The 17,844-nt window shown below is 55.5% G+C and carries 15 protein-coding genes; 2 read left to right on the forward strand and 13 right to left on the reverse strand.

From position 1 onward, the window contains the following. Positions 1-53: 53 nt before the first annotated feature. From astE to C1N59_RS11710, 5 genes are read right to left on the reverse strand one after another with little or no spacing between them, the layout of a single operon-like run. Positions 54-1,049 (reverse strand): succinylglutamate desuccinylase, encoded by a 996-nt coding sequence (gene astE / locus C1N59_RS11690; RefSeq protein ID WP_033741112.1) that lies wholly within the window; start codon positions 1,047-1,049, stop codon positions 54-56. A gap of 49 nt (positions 1,050-1,098) precedes the next feature. Then, a complete protein-coding gene (astB, locus tag C1N59_RS11695) occupies positions 1,099-2,424 on the reverse strand; it encodes an N-succinylarginine dihydrolase (protein WP_205956382.1) in 1,326 nt (441 codons plus the stop codon). Then, complete coding sequence (gene astD / locus C1N59_RS11700; RefSeq protein ID WP_394549548.1) at positions 2,421-3,890, reverse strand: succinylglutamate-semialdehyde dehydrogenase; 1,470 nt, start codon at positions 3,888-3,890, stop codon at positions 2,421-2,423. Before astD ends, astB begins: the two co-directional genes overlap by 4 nt. Continuing rightward, entirely contained in the window at positions 3,887-4,918 is a 1,032-nt protein-coding gene (astA, locus tag C1N59_RS11705; protein ID WP_033741105.1) for an arginine N-succinyltransferase, read from the reverse strand. The genes astD and astA overlap by 4 nt, the downstream gene beginning before the upstream one ends. Further along, the gene (locus C1N59_RS11710; protein ID WP_394549550.1) at positions 4,915-6,135 is read right to left on the reverse strand and encodes an aspartate aminotransferase family protein; all 1,221 of its coding nucleotides are present in this window, start codon (positions 6,133-6,135) and stop codon (positions 4,915-4,917) included. Before C1N59_RS11710 ends, astA begins: the two co-directional genes overlap by 4 nt. Before the next feature lie 877 nt (positions 6,136-7,012). Between C1N59_RS11710 and C1N59_RS11715 the strand changes: the two genes are divergently transcribed. Continuing rightward, on the forward strand, positions 7,013-8,104 hold the full coding sequence (locus tag C1N59_RS11715) for a porin (protein ID WP_162285623.1): 1,092 nt from the start codon (positions 7,013-7,015) through the stop codon (positions 8,102-8,104). A gap of 68 nt (positions 8,105-8,172) precedes the next feature. Here the strand turns inward: C1N59_RS11715 and C1N59_RS11720 are convergent, their stop codons facing one another. The 8 genes from C1N59_RS11720 to C1N59_RS11755 all read right to left on the reverse strand — a co-directional run bounded on the left by C1N59_RS11720 (position 8,173) and on the right by C1N59_RS11755 (position 16,684). Beyond that, positions 8,173-9,078 (reverse strand): bestrophin family protein, encoded by a 906-nt coding sequence (locus tag C1N59_RS11720; RefSeq protein WP_033741099.1) that lies wholly within the window; start codon positions 9,076-9,078, stop codon positions 8,173-8,175. A gap of 96 nt (positions 9,079-9,174) precedes the next feature. Then, positions 9,175-10,647, reverse strand: a complete 1,473-nt coding sequence (locus C1N59_RS11725; RefSeq protein WP_394550839.1) for a YchO/YchP family invasin — start codon at positions 10,645-10,647, stop codon at positions 9,175-9,177. Positions 10,648-10,811: 164 nt separating this feature from the next. After that, positions 10,812-11,606: an SDR family oxidoreductase gene (locus tag C1N59_RS11730; protein WP_162285622.1), complete on the reverse strand. Its 795-nt coding sequence runs from the start codon at positions 11,604-11,606 to the stop codon at positions 10,812-10,814. A 12-nt stretch (positions 11,607-11,618) separates the two neighbouring features. Continuing rightward, positions 11,619-12,686 (reverse strand): ABC transporter permease, encoded by a 1,068-nt coding sequence (locus C1N59_RS11735; protein ID WP_006118931.1) that lies wholly within the window; start codon positions 12,684-12,686, stop codon positions 11,619-11,621. A gap of 16 nt (positions 12,687-12,702) precedes the next feature. Then, positions 12,703-14,229: a sugar ABC transporter ATP-binding protein gene (locus tag C1N59_RS11740; protein WP_394549552.1), complete on the reverse strand. Its 1,527-nt coding sequence runs from the start codon at positions 14,227-14,229 to the stop codon at positions 12,703-12,705. A 10-nt stretch (positions 14,230-14,239) separates the two neighbouring features. Further along, entirely contained in the window at positions 14,240-14,851 is a 612-nt protein-coding gene (locus tag C1N59_RS11745; protein WP_110267593.1) for a DUF2291 family protein, read from the reverse strand. A 44-nt stretch (positions 14,852-14,895) separates the two neighbouring features. After that, a complete protein-coding gene (locus C1N59_RS11750) occupies positions 14,896-15,831 on the reverse strand; it encodes a D-ribose ABC transporter substrate-binding protein (RefSeq protein ID WP_033741095.1) in 936 nt (311 codons plus the stop codon). A 55-nt stretch (positions 15,832-15,886) separates the two neighbouring features. Further along, complete coding sequence (locus tag C1N59_RS11755) at positions 15,887-16,684, reverse strand: GolD/DthD family dehydrogenase (protein WP_033741092.1); 798 nt, start codon at positions 16,682-16,684, stop codon at positions 15,887-15,889. Positions 16,685-17,027: 343 nt separating this feature from the next. Here C1N59_RS11755 and C1N59_RS11760 point away from each other — a divergent pair, with 343 nt between their 5' ends. Beyond that, a complete protein-coding gene (locus C1N59_RS11760) occupies positions 17,028-17,840 on the forward strand; it encodes a DeoR/GlpR family DNA-binding transcription regulator (protein ID WP_162285619.1) in 813 nt (270 codons plus the stop codon). The last annotated feature ends 4 nt before the right edge of the window (positions 17,841-17,844 follow it).

Raw genomic sequence — 17,844 nt, forward strand, 5'->3', positions numbered from 1 at the left:
AGTAAAGCGGAAGGTTTCTTCCGCTCTTTTTTTATACTGCGCGGTGAGACCGTTCAGAGAGGTAACGCCTGAGTCTGCTCGCTCTCTTCAATCAGCATTAAACCCGCCCGCAATCCCAGCGCGACATGGGGATTGGGAAAGAGCACGTATTCCCGCGCCTGCTGGACAAAGTAGCGCGTCTCGCCATCCTCAGCTAACAACGCCCCCTGCGGAAACGCGGTAAAATTTTTCGTGTCATCCGGCATATGCAGCTGAAACGCCTCACTTAAGCGCGTGATCTGCTGGCAGACCCGATAACGGCGCGGGCGACCGGCGGGCTCAGGCAATGTTTCACCATACAGCAGGGCAGCCAGCGCCTGAGACGCGGCGCTGAACTGCGACAGATCGTTTTCGCCAAACGGCCGCGCCTGCCCCAACTCCAGGGTACAGCTGGCTGCGCCAAAATGTTCACAGCTGAAATGGGTAAAGGTGCCCCCCGGCGAACGATGAAATACCAGCGCCTCCAGACCGGCTGCGCCCAGCCAGTGCAAAAACGCATCCGGCCAGGGACGCGGATTATGCGGCAGTACGCCAAAACGGGGATGGTAAGAGCCGCGCAGTGCCGTATGCATATCCAGGTGCCAGCGGGTTTCGTCACATGCCCCCCGCTGCCAGAAGTTTTCCAGCGTTTGTTCCAGCCGCAGCACCCGCCGCGCTTCATCGCCGTCATCAATCTGCTGCCAGCGACCGCCAAACAGTCGGTTAATGTCACAGGTCACATAACGCTTCCCCGCGCGCAGCGCCGAGGGATTACCTAACACCACCAGCATACGCTGCTGAAGCGGTTTTTCGCCCCGGAGTAAAGGCGTGATGAGCTGATTAAGGATTTCAACCGGGGCGGTTTCATTTCCGTGAACGCCCGCAGAGAGTACCAGCGCCTGGTTAACCGGTGCCTTTGGCTCCATAAGCAAGAGACCATGGTATAACCACTGCCAGCGAAGATGCGCCGTCTCACCGCTACGCAAACGTGGCGCTTCACCCGACAGCGTTTGCTGCAAAAAGTCCTGCATCGTTTCTCCTTAAAAGCGGAAGCGGGCAACCCTGACGGCACCACCTGCTTCACTGCTGAAATGTATACACATTTCCTAAGTCTAGCAGCCTGGTCAATTCATCAAGGGCAACCCGCCCTTCTTCCAGTAATTGCGGATCGCCTAAATCGCTTTGCGTCAGCCTGTCGCGATAGTGCTTATCGACCCACTGGTTCAGCGTGGCGAACACGTGATCGTTCATTAGCACCGCCGGGTTAACGGCCCGGTGCTCCTCGGGGGTTAATACCACGCGCAACCGCAGGCAGGCGGGGCCGCCACCGTTGTGCATACTTTCCCGCAGGTCAAACACCTGCAGGGACTGTAACGGACCGCCGCCTTCCACCTGTTCACGCAGGTATTCCCAGACGCCGGGATGCTGGCGCGACTCTTCCGGCAGCACCAGCATCATGCTGCCATCCGGGCGCGTCAGCAGCTGGCTGTTAAACAGGTAGGTACTGACGGCATCCTGCACGGAGACCCGGGCTGTTGGCACTTCCAGGGCGACAAAACCCGGCACACGGTCGCGCAGTTGCGCCAGTAAACCGGGCTGATCAACAAAAGCCTGCTGATGGCAAAACAGCAGCTGCTGATTGCTCACGGCAATGACATCGTTATGGAAAACGCCCTGATCGATGACCGCCGGATTTTGCTGCGCAAAAATGACTTTTTCAGGCGAGAGCTGATGCAGGCGGGCGACCGCTTCACTGGCTTCACGGGTTTGCCGGGCCGGGTAGCGTCGGGGGGCCGTATCAGACTGGCCGTCGCGACCATAGATAAACAGTTGTACACCCGCGTCACCATAGTCGCCGCCCAGACGATTGTGGTTGGCCGCCCCTTCATCACCAAACCTGGCCACCTGCGGTAGTGCATCATGCACAACAAAATGTCGCGGATCGCGAAACAGCGCTCGCAGCAGAGCGGCCGTTTGCGGGGCTTCAATGGAACGGTGAAATTTGTTGTTGAGATTCGCGACGGTGAAATGCACCCGACGGTCAGCGCTGTCGGCTGAGGGTGATACCGTTGCCGCATTGGCCACCCACATCGCCGAGGCCGAGCTGGCGGCTGACAGTAACGCGGGGGCCGTTTTATGGGCTTTTTCCAGGACCTGCGCATCGCTGCCGCTAAAACCCAGCTGACGCAGCACGGCAATGCCGGGCCGCTCATGCGGCGGGATCACGCCCTGAACAAATCCCATGTCGGCCAGCGCTTTCATTTTCAGTAAGCCCTGCTTTGCCGCCAGCCGCGGATTCGACGGCTGGTGTTGATGGCGCGTCGAGGCTTCGTTACCGAATGACAACCCCGCGTAATGGTGCGTCAGTCCGACCAGCCCATCAAAGTTGGCTTCTGTGGCTTTCATGGGCGACCTCCTTGCGGTGAAAAATCCAGGCCCGGTGACAGTGTTGCCGGAAGCGTAAGCTGCGGCGATTCCAGCGAGGCCATCGGCCAGGCACAATAGTCTGCGGCATACCAGGCGCTGGCGCGATGGTTACCCGAGGCGCCAATCCCGCCAAACGGTGCCGTACTGGCAGCGCCAGTCAGCGGCTTATTCCAGTTCACAATACCGGCACGCGCTTCCAGCAACAGCTGGTCAAACTGCTCGCGGGAAGGTGAAATTAACCCGCACGCCAGGCCGTAACGCGTCTGGTTAGCCAGTTGAATCGCCTGCGGATAATCGTCGTAACGCATCACCGCCAGTAGCGGGCCAAATACTTCTTCATCCGGCAAATTGTCTACCGCGGTCACGTCAATAATGCCGGGCGTTAACAGCGCCTGTTGCCGGTTGGGCCAGCGCATTGCCAGCAGTATCTTGCCGCCCGCCGCGACGCGCTGCTGCCATTCGGCATAAATTTTTTTGGCAGCGGCGCAGGAGATCACGCTGCCCATAAAAGGTTGCGGATCGGCGTTCCAGGCGCCAGGTTGCAACCGCCCGGCTACCTCAACCAACCGTGTCAGGAAGGCATCACCGGCCGCGCCCCGTTTGACCAGTAAGCGGCGCGCGCAGGTACAACGCTGGCCTGCCGTGATAAAGGCCGACTGAATGGCGATATGCACCGCCCCGTCGGTATCCGCGGGATCGTCCACGATCAGTGCATTGTTACCGCCCATTTCCAGCGCCAGCATTTTTTCAGGCTGCCCGGCAAACTGGCGATGAAGCTGATAACCGGTATGTGCGCTACCGGTAAACAGCAGGCCGTCAATGCCCTGCTCAGCCGCCAGCGCCTGGCCGGTTTCACGTCCGCCCTGCAGCAGTCCCATGACGCCATCTGGCAGGCCCGCCTCCCGCCACAGCTGTACCGTTTTCTCAGCGGTGGCCGGCGTCAGCTCGCTGGGTTTGAACACCACACAGTTACCGGCGAGTAAGGCGGGCACAATGTGGCCATTCGGTAAATGGCCCGGGAAATTATACGGGCCGAATACCGCCAGCACGCCATGAGGACGATGACGCAGGGCATTTTCGCCCTGTTGCTGCTCCCCGGTGCGAGCGTGATAGGCTTTAACGGAAATCGCAATTTTGTTGATCATCGCGGTCACTTCCGTCAGCGCTTCCCAGCGCGGTTTCCCCGTTTCCTGCGCAATGCAGTCGGCCAGGGCGGTTTTGTGGTTCTCGAGCTGTACCGCGAAACGTTCAACGATGGCCTGACGGGCGGCAAAAGGCTGTCTTGCCCACGCCGGAAAGGCCGACCGGGCCGCCTGGCAGGCCGCTGTAACCTGCTCCGATGAAGCCGCGCACCCCTGCCACAGCGTGTCGCCGCTGACCGGGTCCTGTTTGGAAAAGTGATCTGACTCGCCAGCGAGCCACTGTCCGTTAATCAGGTGCGTCATGCCTTTTTCTCCTCACTACACAGCGTCACTACGCGCAGGCTGTCACCCGGCTGGCACTGCAACGCCTGTAACTGTTCGTCATTAAGCTGAATATGTTCAGCGCTCGGATCGACCGGTATAAGTGCGACACGAAACCGGTGATAATCGGTGTTGGCGACCAGACAAAGTGGCGCATCCTGCCGGGCCTCGCCTTTTCGTGCCGTCAGTAACCGGCTGTCCCGCACGGCGCGGATGTCATCAATGTCACATTCCAGCGTCGGCCCGCCATCAAAGATGTCAATATACTGGCGGTAGCGGAAACCCTCCGCCTCCAGTACCGCACGTGCGGGCGCGGTTTTAGGATGGACCTGACCAATGACGGCCTGCGCTTCCGGGGTTAAATAGTGCAGATAAAGCGGGTGCTTGGGCATGAGTTCCGCAATAAACGTTTTCTGCCCGGTACCGCTCAGAAAATCGGCTTTGCGAAATTCCATCGAGAAAAAGTGAATGCCCACGCTGTCCCAAAACGGGGAATGCCCCTGTTCATCGCTGACGCCGCGCATTTCGGCAACCACCCGCGCCATAAAGCAGTCGCGAAAGTTCGCCATAAACAGAAAACGGGACTTCGATAACAGATAACCGTTTTTACCGTCACGATAGTCGGGATCCAGAAACAGCGTGCAGAGTTCGCTACTGCCTGTATGGTCATTGCTTAATGACAGTGTCGGCAACGTGGCGTACACGTTCAGCTCTTTTGAGGCATGCACCTGTGTGCCGACCCGAAAGTTGTACCAGGGTTCCTGTAGACCTACAGCCACCTCAATGGCGCAGATCCCCACCGCGCGATTGTCCTGGCTGTCAGCCAGCACAAACACATAGCCCTGTTCAGCACGCGGCAGCGTGCCCTGCCAGGTATGCAGCGAGCGTTCAATTCGGGCCTGTAGCGTGGCGCTGTCAACCGGCAAGGAGGTCAGTCCGCCGCCTGTTTTTGCCGCCAGTGCCATCAGCTGACTCAAATCATCCCGCTCGACCGGACGAATCACCATCATGATGCCTGGCCCTTAAACAGCTGTTCACAGGCCTGGGCAAAGCGCGCCATACCGGTCTTTACTTCCTGTTCGCTGATATTCAGCGCCGGCGCAAAACGCACCACGTTAGCCCCGGCGATCAGTACCATAACGCCCTGTTCAGCGGCGGCGAGGTTGATCTGTTTGGCTTTCCCCGCAAAGTCGTCGTTCAGTACGGCCCCAATCAATAACCCTAACCCGCGCACCGTTTTAAACAGATGCAGACGTTGATTGAGGTCATTCAGCGCCGCCATAATCCAGTCATGGCGCATCTTCACGCCGTCCATCACTTCAGGCCGGTTAATCAGTTCCATGACTTTCCCTGCCACCGCGCCCGCCAGGGGATTACCGCCATAGGTTGTGCCATGTGTGCCCACGCCCATCACCTGCGCCAGGTCTTCACGCGTTAACATGGCACCAATGGGAAACCCACCGCCCAGCGCCTTGGCACTGGTCAGGACATCCGGCGTCACGCCATAGTGCATATAGGCGTACAGCGAGCCGGTCCGGCCAACGCCGCTCTGCACTTCATCGAAAATCAGCAAGGCCTGATGTTTATCGCACAGTTCACGCAGGCCGCGCAGAAACGCGGGCTCTGCCGGAACAACACCGCCTTCCCCCTGAACAGGTTCGACAATGACGGCACAGGTCTGATCGGAAACCAGTGCGGCAGCAGACGCAAGATCGTTAAATTCCGCGTGCTGAATATCTGCCGGAAGTGGCGCAAAATCTTTTGAATAGGCAGGCTGCCCTCCCGCAGAAACGGTAAACAGCGTGCGGCCATGAAAGGCATTTTTAAATGCGACGATGCCGCTTTTATGGTTACCAAACCGGTCATGTGCCACTTTTCGGGCCAGCTTCAGCGCCGCTTCGTTTGCCTCTGCCCCGGAGTTGCAAAAGAACACACGGTCAGCAAAGGTGGCATCGATCAGGTGTTTCGCCAGACGTAAAACGGGTTCATTGGTATATCCATTGCCTGTATGCCACAGACGTGAAGCCTGCTCCTGAAGCGCCTGCTGAAGCGCGGGATGCGCATGGCCCAGCGCATTAACGGCGATACCGCCGGCGAAATCGATATAGTCTTTTCCCTGCTGATCCCAGACGGTTGAGCCCTCTGCGCGGACCGGTACAAAACTGGCGGGTGCATAAACCGGCATCATCCAGTGATCAAAATCATGACGCGAAACCTGCAGTGGCATAGTCCTTCTCCTGTACCCCAGGGGTAATCTGTTTGTTTGTTAAATGTTAAGAATGTAAAGACTCGTCCTACGATAGATTGCAGATAACGTGCCAGCCAAGGACTAAAATGCATAAAATGGAGCGCATAACCAATTATCAATAACTTACGAGTGGCGATAATTCATTTAAAATGCATAAATAGTGAATAACAGTCTGAGGGAGACGGGATAGTAGCGTTTTTTATAGCGGAATTATGCAAGGGCGATATGAAATATTGCTTTTGTGATCGCTGATAAATTATTTGTTTAAAAGCGTGCAAAGTGCGCCTCACAATGGGGCGCTTGCATGGTTGTTGTGCAAAACAAAAGAAAACTATTATGACCGGGATGAATTAACTCAAATAAAAGACAAAAGAATGAACTGGAATAAATCACTCCTGGTTTCATAATTTATAATTATTCATCTGTTTTTTTATTTTATTTCCAGGGTGACTATCAGGAATTTAATAACCTGTACCAGGCCAGAATTACAATTACCACGCAGACTAATGATATGAAATCTGTCCTTTTTAGATTATTTTTTAGTCATAAAAGGTTGATTATTTCACCACGGTCGCTAGCGCTTTCGTTTTTTTACTGGTCTGAACAGGTCACGTTAATGATATATATCAAATGACTGTTATATATGACATTTTCTTATTTTTATTGCCAGATAATTCATAAGGAAAAACAATAACACCGGCCACAAGCCAGTCAGCAAAAGCGTTTTTATCGTTTAGTTCCCTGAAATACACATTTAGTTACACTTATTGCGCTAGGCTGAATTAACAATTTGTGTCATTTTCTTTTCACCCCACCAGAGGGGCAAATAATAAGACAACCACAGGGTAAATAATAAATGATGAAGCGCACTTTAGTGGCGGCATTAATGCCGTTACTGATCGGCCTGCCGACTGCTCAGGCCGCACAAATTTATAATAAAGACGGAAATAAGCTGGATTTAACAGGCAAGGTCAACGTCATGCGTCTTTTTTCTAAAGACGATTCGAATAATGGCGACTCCAGCTACACTCGTATCGGTTTCAAAGGTGAAACCGCCATCACCGATCAACTCACCGGTTATGGTTTCTGGCAGTATCAGTACAGTCTGTCTAACTCTGAAGGGTCAGATGCCAACAACACCAACAAAACCCGTCTGGGTTATGCCGGTCTGAAATTTGGTCAACTGGGTTCACTGGATTATGGTCGTAACTATGGCCTGGTCTATGATGCACTGGGCTATACAGACATGCTGCCGGTATTTGGTGGTGACTCCGCTAACACCGATGCCTTCCTGAGCCTGCGTTCAGGCGGTTTGCTGACCTGGCGCAATAAAGATTTCTTCGGTCTGGTTAAGGGCTGGAACGTCGCGGCGCAGTATGAAGGCAAAAACGACCGTACCAGCACCACGGATGCAGGTCTGGAAGTCCGTCGTTCGAATGGCGATGGTTATGCCCTGTCAACATCCTATGACTTTGACTTTGGTCTGAGCTTTGTCGGCTCCTTTGCCAGCCTGAACCGCATTACGGCACAGAACAGCGCGGCCTTTGGTCGCGGTGATAAAGCGCAGCTGTGGGCAACGGCCGCCAAGTACGATGCTAACCAGATTTACCTGGCCGCAATGTACGGTGAAACGCTCAACGCCACCCCAATCAAAGTGGGTAATTCTTCGGGCTTTGCGAATAAAACGCAAAATCTGGAACTCGTGGCTCAGTATCAGTTCCTGAACGGCTTCCGTCCTTCCGTGGGTTATGTCACATCGAAAGCGAAAGATGTCGAAGGGATTGGCGACGGCGATCTTTACAAGTACACCTCTGTGGGTGCCACCTACTACTTCAACAAAAACATGTCCGTCTATGCAGAGTACAAATTTAACCTGTTGAAGAAAAACAATGCGCTGGGCAGAGCAACAGACGATATTACTGGCGTCGGTCTGACCTACCAGTTCTAAGCGTTACCCCCTCATTGTTAAACGGCCCGGCCTGTGTCTGACGGGCCGTTTCTCTTTACCCCGTCCTCTCAGCTCAGGCGATAGTGACAGTCTGGCTGCATCGGTTGGGGCAGATCCTTCTCTCCCGACATTTCCCGCAAATTGATTTCTATGTTGATGCAGATAGCATCCATCGGCAGATGGTTATTCTTATAGCCAAACGGCATTTCCAGCTCTTCCGCCAGCGTATCGAGTGACAAAAAGGTGTAGGAAATAAACATCGACACCAGCGGCGTCATCGCATGCAGGTCCGGCGCCAGCGCAAACGGCAGCAACGCACAAAACAGATAAACGGTACGCCGTAGCAGCAAGCCATAGGCAAACGGCACCGGCATGCTGGCCAGCCGTTCACATCCTCCCAGTACTGCCGCAATCTGGTTGAGGTTGTTGTCAATCGTGCTCCAGACAATATCGCTGATTACCCCTATTTGTCGCTGCTTTGCCAGCCACTGCGACAATTGCAAATGCAGCATATTTGCCGCCGAGTGCTGGCCCAGCAGCACCTCGGCCTCGCTGCCCAGCAGGCGCGTCAGGTCGTCACGTGCATCCGTATGACGGAGTTGATGTTTCAGACTGGCACAGAATGCCAGCAGCATGGCCTGCACCCGCTCCGCATCTGCCGGACAGAAGGCAATAACCTGACGCAAAATATTACGGCAGGCAATCAGCAACGCCCCCAGTAACAGGCGGGCCTCGCTGAATCGCGCATAGCAAACGCTGTTACGGAAACCCAGAAAGATAGCGATGGAGACGCCCAACAGGCTGAACGGCGCCAGCGTGAGCTTAATGCCCAAAGTTTCATACCAGTCCAGCAACGCCAGGGCGAGCAGCGACATTAACAGGTTAAGAAACAGGCGGAACAGGATATCGGGCAGAACAGAGCCATGCCAGGCAAACAGGCGGATAAACCAATGGTTGGGTGGTCGAAGAATCATGGTGTGCAGATGAATGGATATTTTTGCCGATTCTGCGAGTGTGCGTGTGCTTTTACCAGTGAAAAAGTGTGACAAAAATCACACTTTATTGTGACGTTAGTTACTGAAGCTCAGCGGATCGGTAACCGGCGAGCGCGCCTCCGCCTGTTCCGCGGGCGGCTCATCCAGCGACAACGGCGGCTGGACCCTGAGGGTGATCCAGTTGGACGTGACGCGCTGTTGTTTACTGTCTTCGACCGTAACCGACAGATGGTAAGTATTGCTGGCCCCCGGAGTGCTGTCCCACGGCGGCACAATCACGCTCCAGCCGTCCGTTGCACTGTTGTTCGGGGGAGCAGTCAGACTCAGCGCCGCCGTGTCGCCCTGCCAGCTCAGCCCCTCAATCGCATGACTGGCGCGTACCTGCAGCTTAAGTGGAACGCTCTCGCCCGGATTAAGCTGCCATGGCGGCGTCGCCAGAAACACGGAGAGGGTTTTGCGCTGCCGGTAAGCCATTACCGGCGTTTGGCTGCGCGTGACGGTATCGTAGCGACTGCCACGCAACGAACGCATCTCGGCGACGTTACTGGCATCCAGCTGGCGGCTTAAAGCCACGCCAAAACGATAATTCAGTTTCAGCCCAACCTGATCCTGGGTCTCGCCGGCACTGCTGGTTTTGTGGCTGGCCGTAAAGGTCACCAGCGGCACGGGCGTGTAAGACAGCCCGAGCGAGAGTGCCGCCGGATTGTGGTAGCGATTACCGCTGTTAAACAGATCAACCTTTTCACCCAGATACTGCTGATAACTGAATGACACGCCCAGCTGACGGTAAAAAGGCAGATAGCTTTGAGTGGTGATGTCGTAACCTTCGGCCATGCGGTATTGCTGGCTGCTGTCACGATTGCGCCATCCTGAAAGCGGATGATAGTAATTAGCGGAGAGCCGCAGGTTGTTGCTCCAGGCTTCCGTTCCCACCGATGCGCGCTGGAGGCCGCTGCGAAAACTGCGATCGATAAAACTGTTGTAGCCTAACAGCCAGTTGCCCAGATCCCAGCGCTGGCCCAGTCCCGCATTACCGACCACCCCTTCCACCGTATCGTGTAGACCAAGCTGACTAAACGTCAGATAGCGGTTTTCATCGGCCAGCGGACTAAACAGATTACCGCCGGTCCCGTCAAAATTGCCGTCCATGTCGACTTTCAGGTCGAACTCTGCATTGCCGTAGGGAGAGAGCAGCGACTGCCCTTCCGTTTCCACCCGCGTCGCAACTTCGTCACGCAGATGATTAAACGCCCACTGCCCGGCCTGCTGACCAAAGGTCACATCGCTGCTGCTTTCACTGGCTTCTGCAATGCTTTTCGCCGCCTTCGCCAGTTTTTCACTCCACTGATGATCCTCCTCGACATGCCCCAGCGACGGAAGATCGTCAAGCGACTGCCGAAAACGAGCGGGATCGCCAAATGGGGTGGCAGGAATCTGACTGTCGGCTTGCAGCGCACGAACAGGGGCGGCGGCGATGGCCGTCATGACAGTCAACGCGAGAAGAACAGGTCTGTAAATCACATCATCAGGTCCGGGCATAAACATTATCAGGTGGTTTCTCAACGAGAATGACAAAACCAGCGCAGACTATTTTAGCATAATGTGACCCAGATTAATGATTTGAAGCGATATTTGTGCTCAGCGAAGCGGCAAACCCCGCATGAAACGGGGTTAAGATAACCCCTCACCGACGTAACGCGCCGGGGAAAAGATCAGGAGAAAATCAATCCGCCGTCCACATTGATCGTTTGCCCGGTAATATAGCGCGCATCATCCGAGGCCAAAAACGCCACCAGCCCGGCCACATCCTGCGGCTGTCCGGCGCGCTTCAACGGAATCGTGTCGACCCACTCCGCCATTAGCTCGCCTTTGCCATAGGTTTTCTTATCGCTGCTGAGAATGGCTCCCCAGGCCCGATCGTTGTAATCCCACATTTCACTTTCAATAATGCCCGGGCAAAACGCATTCACGGTAATGTTCCAGCGCGCCAGTTCCAGTGCCAGACTTTGTGTAATACCGATTACCCCCATTTTACTGGCGGCGTAATGCGGCGTGTAGATAAAGCCTTTGCGTCCCTGGCCGGAGGACGTATTGATCAGGCTGCCGCCGTTTTGCTGCACCATGTATTTGGCCGCCTCACGACAGCACAGCCAGACACCGGTGGTATTGACGGCGAGCACGCGCTCGAAATCGCTTTTCGGCAACGCATCAAACGCATCAATGGTGATAACCCCTGCGTTTTGAATCGACACGTCAATGCCGCCAAAACGTTCTGCGGCCTGCCGGTACAGGCGTTGTACCTGCGCTTCATCCGTGACATCCGCCTGCAGGGCCAGGATAGCGGCCCCGGTGGCGCGAAGACTGTCGGCCGTGGCAAATACCCGATCAGCGTTGGAGACCATCACAAGGTTTGCGCCGTCCTGGGCAAAGCGGGCGGCGATGCCGGCACCAATCCCGCGGCAGGCACCGGTGATCACCACGGTTTTTCCACTAAAATTGCGGTTCATGCTGCTCCCCTGTTATCCATGACTGATATCAGCCCGTGGCGTGACCGGCTGCTTTTTTTCATGACGACGCAGCAGTATCACTTTGCTCTGCAGGCGCTGCTGGAACTGGTCAATCACCACGGCGGTCACTATCACCACGCCCTTGATCACCATTTGCCAGAAATCACTGACGCCCATCATGACCATGCCGTCAGCCAGAAAGACGATAACAAAGGCCCCGATGATTGAGCCGGAGAGACGACCGCGTCCCCCCGCCAGCGCGGTACCGCCCAGCACCGTGGCACCGATAGCATCCATTTCAAACATATTGCCGGTCATCGGATGCGCAGTCTGTAACTGGGAGGCAACGATCAGGCCGACCAGTGCGGCACACAGACCCGAAAAGGCATAGACGAATACTTTCACTTTGATAATCGGCACACCGGCCAGCCTTGCGGCCGGTTCATTGCCGCCCGTCGCATAGATGTAGCGACCAAGCGGCGTTTTACGGGTGAGATAAAGGCCAAGCAGCAGGAAGCCGATCATCAGCCAGATCGGAATGTACACGCCCAGGAAGGTGCCCGATCCTAACCACGCGAAGCCGGTGTTGCCTAACGCAGGCAGGCCCACCAGGTTGGCATAGGTCGCGCCATCGTTAAACAGCAGCGCCGCGCCACGGGCGACATACATCACGCCCAGGGTACAGATGAAGGGGGCGACGCCCAACCGGGTAATCATCGCCCCGTTAAGCATGCCCACCAGCACACCAAACAGCGCTACCACCAGAATCACCTCCGGCACGTTCAGAAAGAGCCGGTTCCCGTCCCATAACGGGATGCCTGCGGTCAGCAACGCCCCCGCGACCATGCCGCAGATACCGGCAACCGCGCCCACCGAGAGATCAATGCCGCCGGTCAGGATCACCAGCGTCATGCCAATCGCCAGCAGGCCGGTAATCGCCACATGCTGCGTCATGATCAGTACGTTAGAGGGCGTCAGAAAATTCGGCACCATGACGCTAAAGAAACCGACGACGATCAGTAAGGCAATAAAGGTACGCGCCTTGAGCATATACATATAAAGCAGATATTTTTGGTTCATGGAGTTCTCCGGCACCTCAGGCTTGCGGGGTTGACGCGCTAATCAGTTTTTCGCGCGTGGCATCCGCGCGGGGAAGATCGGCAGTAATATGGCCGTCGGCCATCACCAGAATGCGATCGGCCAGCGCCATGACCTCATCCAGTTCAGACGACGAAAACATGACCGCCAGCCCCTGTTGCGCCAGCTGACCAATCAGGTGGTACACATCGGTTTTGGCGCCCACATCAATGCCGCGCGTGGGTTCATCGAGCAGGACGACCTGAGGACCGGTCATCAGCGCTTTGCCCAGCACCACTTTCTGTTGGTTGCCGCCGCTCAGCGAGGTGATGGGCAGTTCGCTGTCGCTGACTTTAATGGCCAGCTGCCGAATCATGTCATTCACCCGCTGCTGCTCCCGTTCAGGGTTTACGAGGCCCAGCGCGCGTCGAAACCCGCGCAGGCTGAGATCGGACAACGTCATGTTGGCGGTGATCGACATCAACCCCACGATGCCTTCGCCCTTGCGATCCTCCGGCACCAGCGCAATACCACGCCTGAGCCGCTGCTGAAAATTACAGGTATCCAGTCGCTGCTCACCCAGACAGATATGCCCGTCCTGACAGGACTGTAGCCCGATCAGACCTTTAAACAGCTCCGTTCGCCCGGCACCCAGCAGACCATAAATCCCAATCACCTCGCCTTTGCGCAGGCTAAAACTGACTGCATTCAGGCGGTAACCGCCGTTCTGATGCAGCGCCGTCAGCCCGTCGACTTTCAGTACCGTTTCGCCCTGTACGGCAGGCTGATAGTCGAAGTGTTTTTTCTTGTCGCCCACCATTTGCGCAATGATCCAGGGCACGCTGGCCTCGCGAACCTCCCGTTCCGCAATAAAGCGCCCGTCCCGGAAAATGGTGATGTGGTCGCCAATTTCCATCAGTTCTTCCAGCCGATGAGAGATATAAATGATGGTGACGCCACGTCGCTTGAGTTGCTCAATCACGTTGAACAGCACTTTGACTTCCGACTGACTCAGGGCGCTGGTGGGTTCGTCCATGATCAGCACGCGCGTGTCCTTTGACAGCGCCCGGGCGATTTCTACCAGTTGTTGATGACCAATGCCCAACTCATCCAGCGGCGCACAGGGATCGACGTCCAGCTCCAGCCGCTCCAGCAGCGCCTGGGCCAGCTGATACTGGTACTTTTCATTGATGACGCCGCGCTGAAAGAATTCGTTGGCGATAAAGATGTTGTCCATCACGTTCATATTGGGGAACAGGTTCAGTTCCTGAAAAATAATGCTGATGCCCAACTTCTCAGCCTGATGAGTGGAACTGAGCGTAACCGGCTTGCCATCCAGCCAGATTTCACCTGATGAGGGCGTTTCAACCCCCGCCAGCATCTTCATCATGGTGGATTTGCCTGCGCCGTTCTCCCCGATCAGCACATTTACTTTGTTGCGATACACCCGATAATTGACCTGATCCAGCGCGGTCACACCGGGATACACGCGTGACAGGCCACGCGTTTCAATAATGACGTCGTCTTGCGGTTGCGCTTCAGGCATGATCACCTCCTCACTGACGCGTAATCTGGGCTGGCGTGATAGCAGGAAGGGCGCGCGGAATATCCCAGCTACTGAACACCCCTACCACCTGGACGTGATCACCGGTTTTGATATGGCTGTCCTTCATCATGTTGACGGCCTGCTGATTAATGGCTTTGCCAAAATCACTGAACAGGTCCTGATTGTTGAAGTCCTGATAGCTGGTGCCTTTATACGCATCCCGCAGCGCCGTACCACGAATAATCGGGCCCGTCTGAATAGTGACAGTGTCACCTGATGCATCTTTGACTTTCATTTTGCCGTTGCGCGAGGTGGTCTCCAGCGCCGTGACATCGCCGCTGACACTGACGCTAAAGACACAGGGGTTTTCGCTTTGTGAGCGATAGCCGAGCGCCTTACAGGCGCTGTCCAGATCCTTCTCTGCCTGCAGCCGCTGCATCAACTCGCCCAGCGGTCTGGCCTGAGCGACGATCTGCGGAACCAGCTTCTGCTGCCAGAGGGCGTGGATGTTGGCCATGTGCGGATTGGGGGGATTCTTGAGATCGGCCAGTTCCTGCTGCGAGACAATACGGCAGCCACTCAGCGCGGCAACCACCAGTATCAGACAGAGTCGGTTGTACATACATTCTCCCTGGCGCCCGTAAAGACGGGCGCAATACGCGTGAATTACGACTTGTAGTTAAAATCTTGTACGTTTTTGGCATTGTCTGGCGTGATCAGAATGCCGCGGAACATCACACGTTGTTTCTCCGGCTTGACGCCCTTCTGGATGTAGTTATCCAGGTCAGTCATGCCCTGCGCGGCAATCGCCTGGGCCTGCAGCATGACGGTGGCTTTTAAGGTCCCGGCTTTCACCGCATCACGCTCGTCATTGCTGCCGTCAATCCCGACCACGACCACATCGTTGCGGCCTGCCGCTTTCAGTGCGGCAATCGCGCCCAGCGCAACCGGACCATTACCGCAAATCACCCCTTTTACGTCCGGGTGGGCCTGTAAAATGCTGTCCATGATGCGTTTGCCGTCGATAAGCGTGCCTTTGGCATCCTGACGGGCGATGCTTTGCATATCGGGATACTGTTCCAGTACCTGGTGGAAGGATTTTGAACGGGTGACGCAGTTGTTGTCTGCGAGATTACAGGTCAGCTCGGCATACTTGCCTTTCTCACCCATTTTCTCGACAAACACGTTGGCCACATCCGAACCGGCCTGAAAATTGTTATGGGTGATTTGTTCCAGCGCCACATCGTCTACCGGGATTTCGCGATTGATTAACACCACCGGTATCCCGGCGTCTTTCGCTTTCTTAATGGCTGCGACGCTGGCTGTCGAGTCCGCGTTATCCAGAATGATGCCCTGCACTTTTTTGCCGATGGCCGCATCGATCAGCTCATTTTGTTTTTTGACATCCTCACCATGAGACAGCACCGAAGTTTTGTAGCCCAGTTCCTGCGCTTTCAGATTGGCCCCCTTCGCTTCTGAGGCGTAATAGGGATTATCCAGGGAGTTAACCAAAATCATGATGGTGCCCTTTTCCACGGCAAGCGCCGCGTGGGAAAACAGGCAGGCGGCAATCGAAGTACAGAGCAACGTCGTTTTTTTCATGGTGATGTCTCGCTATTATCGTTGTGGCAGGGAAAAGATGACGGGGCCGGTCGCCTTACCAGATGGTGAATCCACCGTCGATCATCAGGTCAGCACCGGTGATCATGTCGCTGCCATTGCTGGCAAAGAACAGGACGGCGGCGGCAATTTCGTCGGTATAGGCAAAGCGGCCCAAGGGGATGAGTTTTTTCATTTCTGTGCCCTTCTCACCGCGCCAGGCTTTTTCGCCCATGGGCGTCAGTACCACCGTCGGTGATAAGGTATTGACGTTAATGCGGTGCGGGGCGAACTCTTTCGCCATCACCTTTGTCATACCCAGCAGGCCAGCTTTCGCCGAGGTATAGGCCACATGGTTGTCGATAGCGATGGACGCCGCCTGAGAGGCGATATTAATAATCTTGCCGCCGTTGCCAGCCCGGACCATGCGTTTCGCCACTGCCTGCGAGCACAGAAAAGGCCCGGTCAGATTGACGGCGATCTGCTTTTGCCATTCCGCAAATTCGGTGTCCAGCACCGGCTGGAGCATCACATAGCCCGCGCAGTTCACCAGAATGTCGATATGTCCGTAGTGGTTTTCCACCGCCCCGAACGCCCGTTCAACGTCGGCAGGTTCCGTCACATCACAGCACACCAGCTGCACCGGCTGACCGGCGAACGTCTCACGCAGGTGTTCCGCTTTTTCGGCTTCAAAAGGCGGATAAAGCAGCGCCAGGCGAGCCCCTTTCTTCAACAGCATCTCGTTACTGGCCATGGCAATGCCGCCCAGGCCGCCCGTCACCACGGCTACTTTGCCGCTGAGATCCATGTTGTTGTCTACGCCATAACGCAGGTTAACGTCATATTCACTGCTCATCCGACTGTCCTCTCAGGTTTTTAATTCCCTACAATCATTTTCGAACAAAAATATATGCTATCGAATTGATGGTTAATGTGGCTAAGATCAAATTTCGCGAAAATGCCCTTCAGGCAGCTACGGCCCGTTAAAATCCCGTGATCCAGATTACAGATCCAGTGAAACAGGCGGTGCAAACGGTGACAGGGTGAGAGACAGGAGGCGACAATAAATCATATTCATTTTCGTTCGAAAACACACAGAGAGTCGGGGCTCACTCGCCAACGCGAAACCGGCAAGGTAAACTCTTTCACAGCGCGTGAATGCACGAAGCCCGATGCAAGTAAAAGAGGGAGCATTTCGATTGAAAAGCAAAACTGAGCAGTTAGCTGAAATGCAGCAGCGGCGTGAAAAGATTTTAGAGATGATTCGGGAAGACGGCACGGTAACGGTTAAAGCGTTAACCCAAACCTTTGGGCTTACCGAGGCCACGCTGCGGACCGACCTGCGCATGCTGCAAAAACAGGGGTTTGTACAACGCTATCATGGTGGCGCAACGCTGGTGACCGGCAAGCAGAACACCGGCCTGTTGCAGCTTGAACGTCAGACGCATCTGGAAGAGAAAGACGCCATTGGTCGTTTGGCCGCGCAGCACATCGAAAATGGTGATACGGTGATTTTCGATTCCGGTACGACAACGACGGCGATTGCCGATGCCATCAGCCACATTCGCCGTCTGTCCGTGGTGACCACCGCCGTCAACATCGCCCTGAAACTGGGCGGTGAGCCGGGCATTAATGTGTTGCTGACAGGCGGCACCTTTAAGTTTCCGACGCTGTCAACGTCGGGCGATAAAGCGGCCAGCTTTTTTGAAAATGTGCTGGCGGAAAAGCTGTTTCTCGCCACCGCCTGTATTTCGCCGCGGCTGGGCCTGAGCTTTCCCAGTGAAACCGATATTAAAGTGAAAATGGCGATGATTAACTCCGCCAGTACCGTTTATGTTGTGGCGGACTCCAGCAAAATCGACAAGGTCTCGATGTTTGCCCTGCCCTGCGACTGGAGCCACATCCACTATCTGATCACCGACAGTGGGATCAGCCCGTCGCATATTGCGGCCTTTGAAGCGCTGGGCGTCAGGGTGCTGGTTGCGCCCACTCCGACCCGCCGGTCAGGATAGTCTG

The organism is Pantoea sp. SGAir0183, from assembly GCF_043545505.1.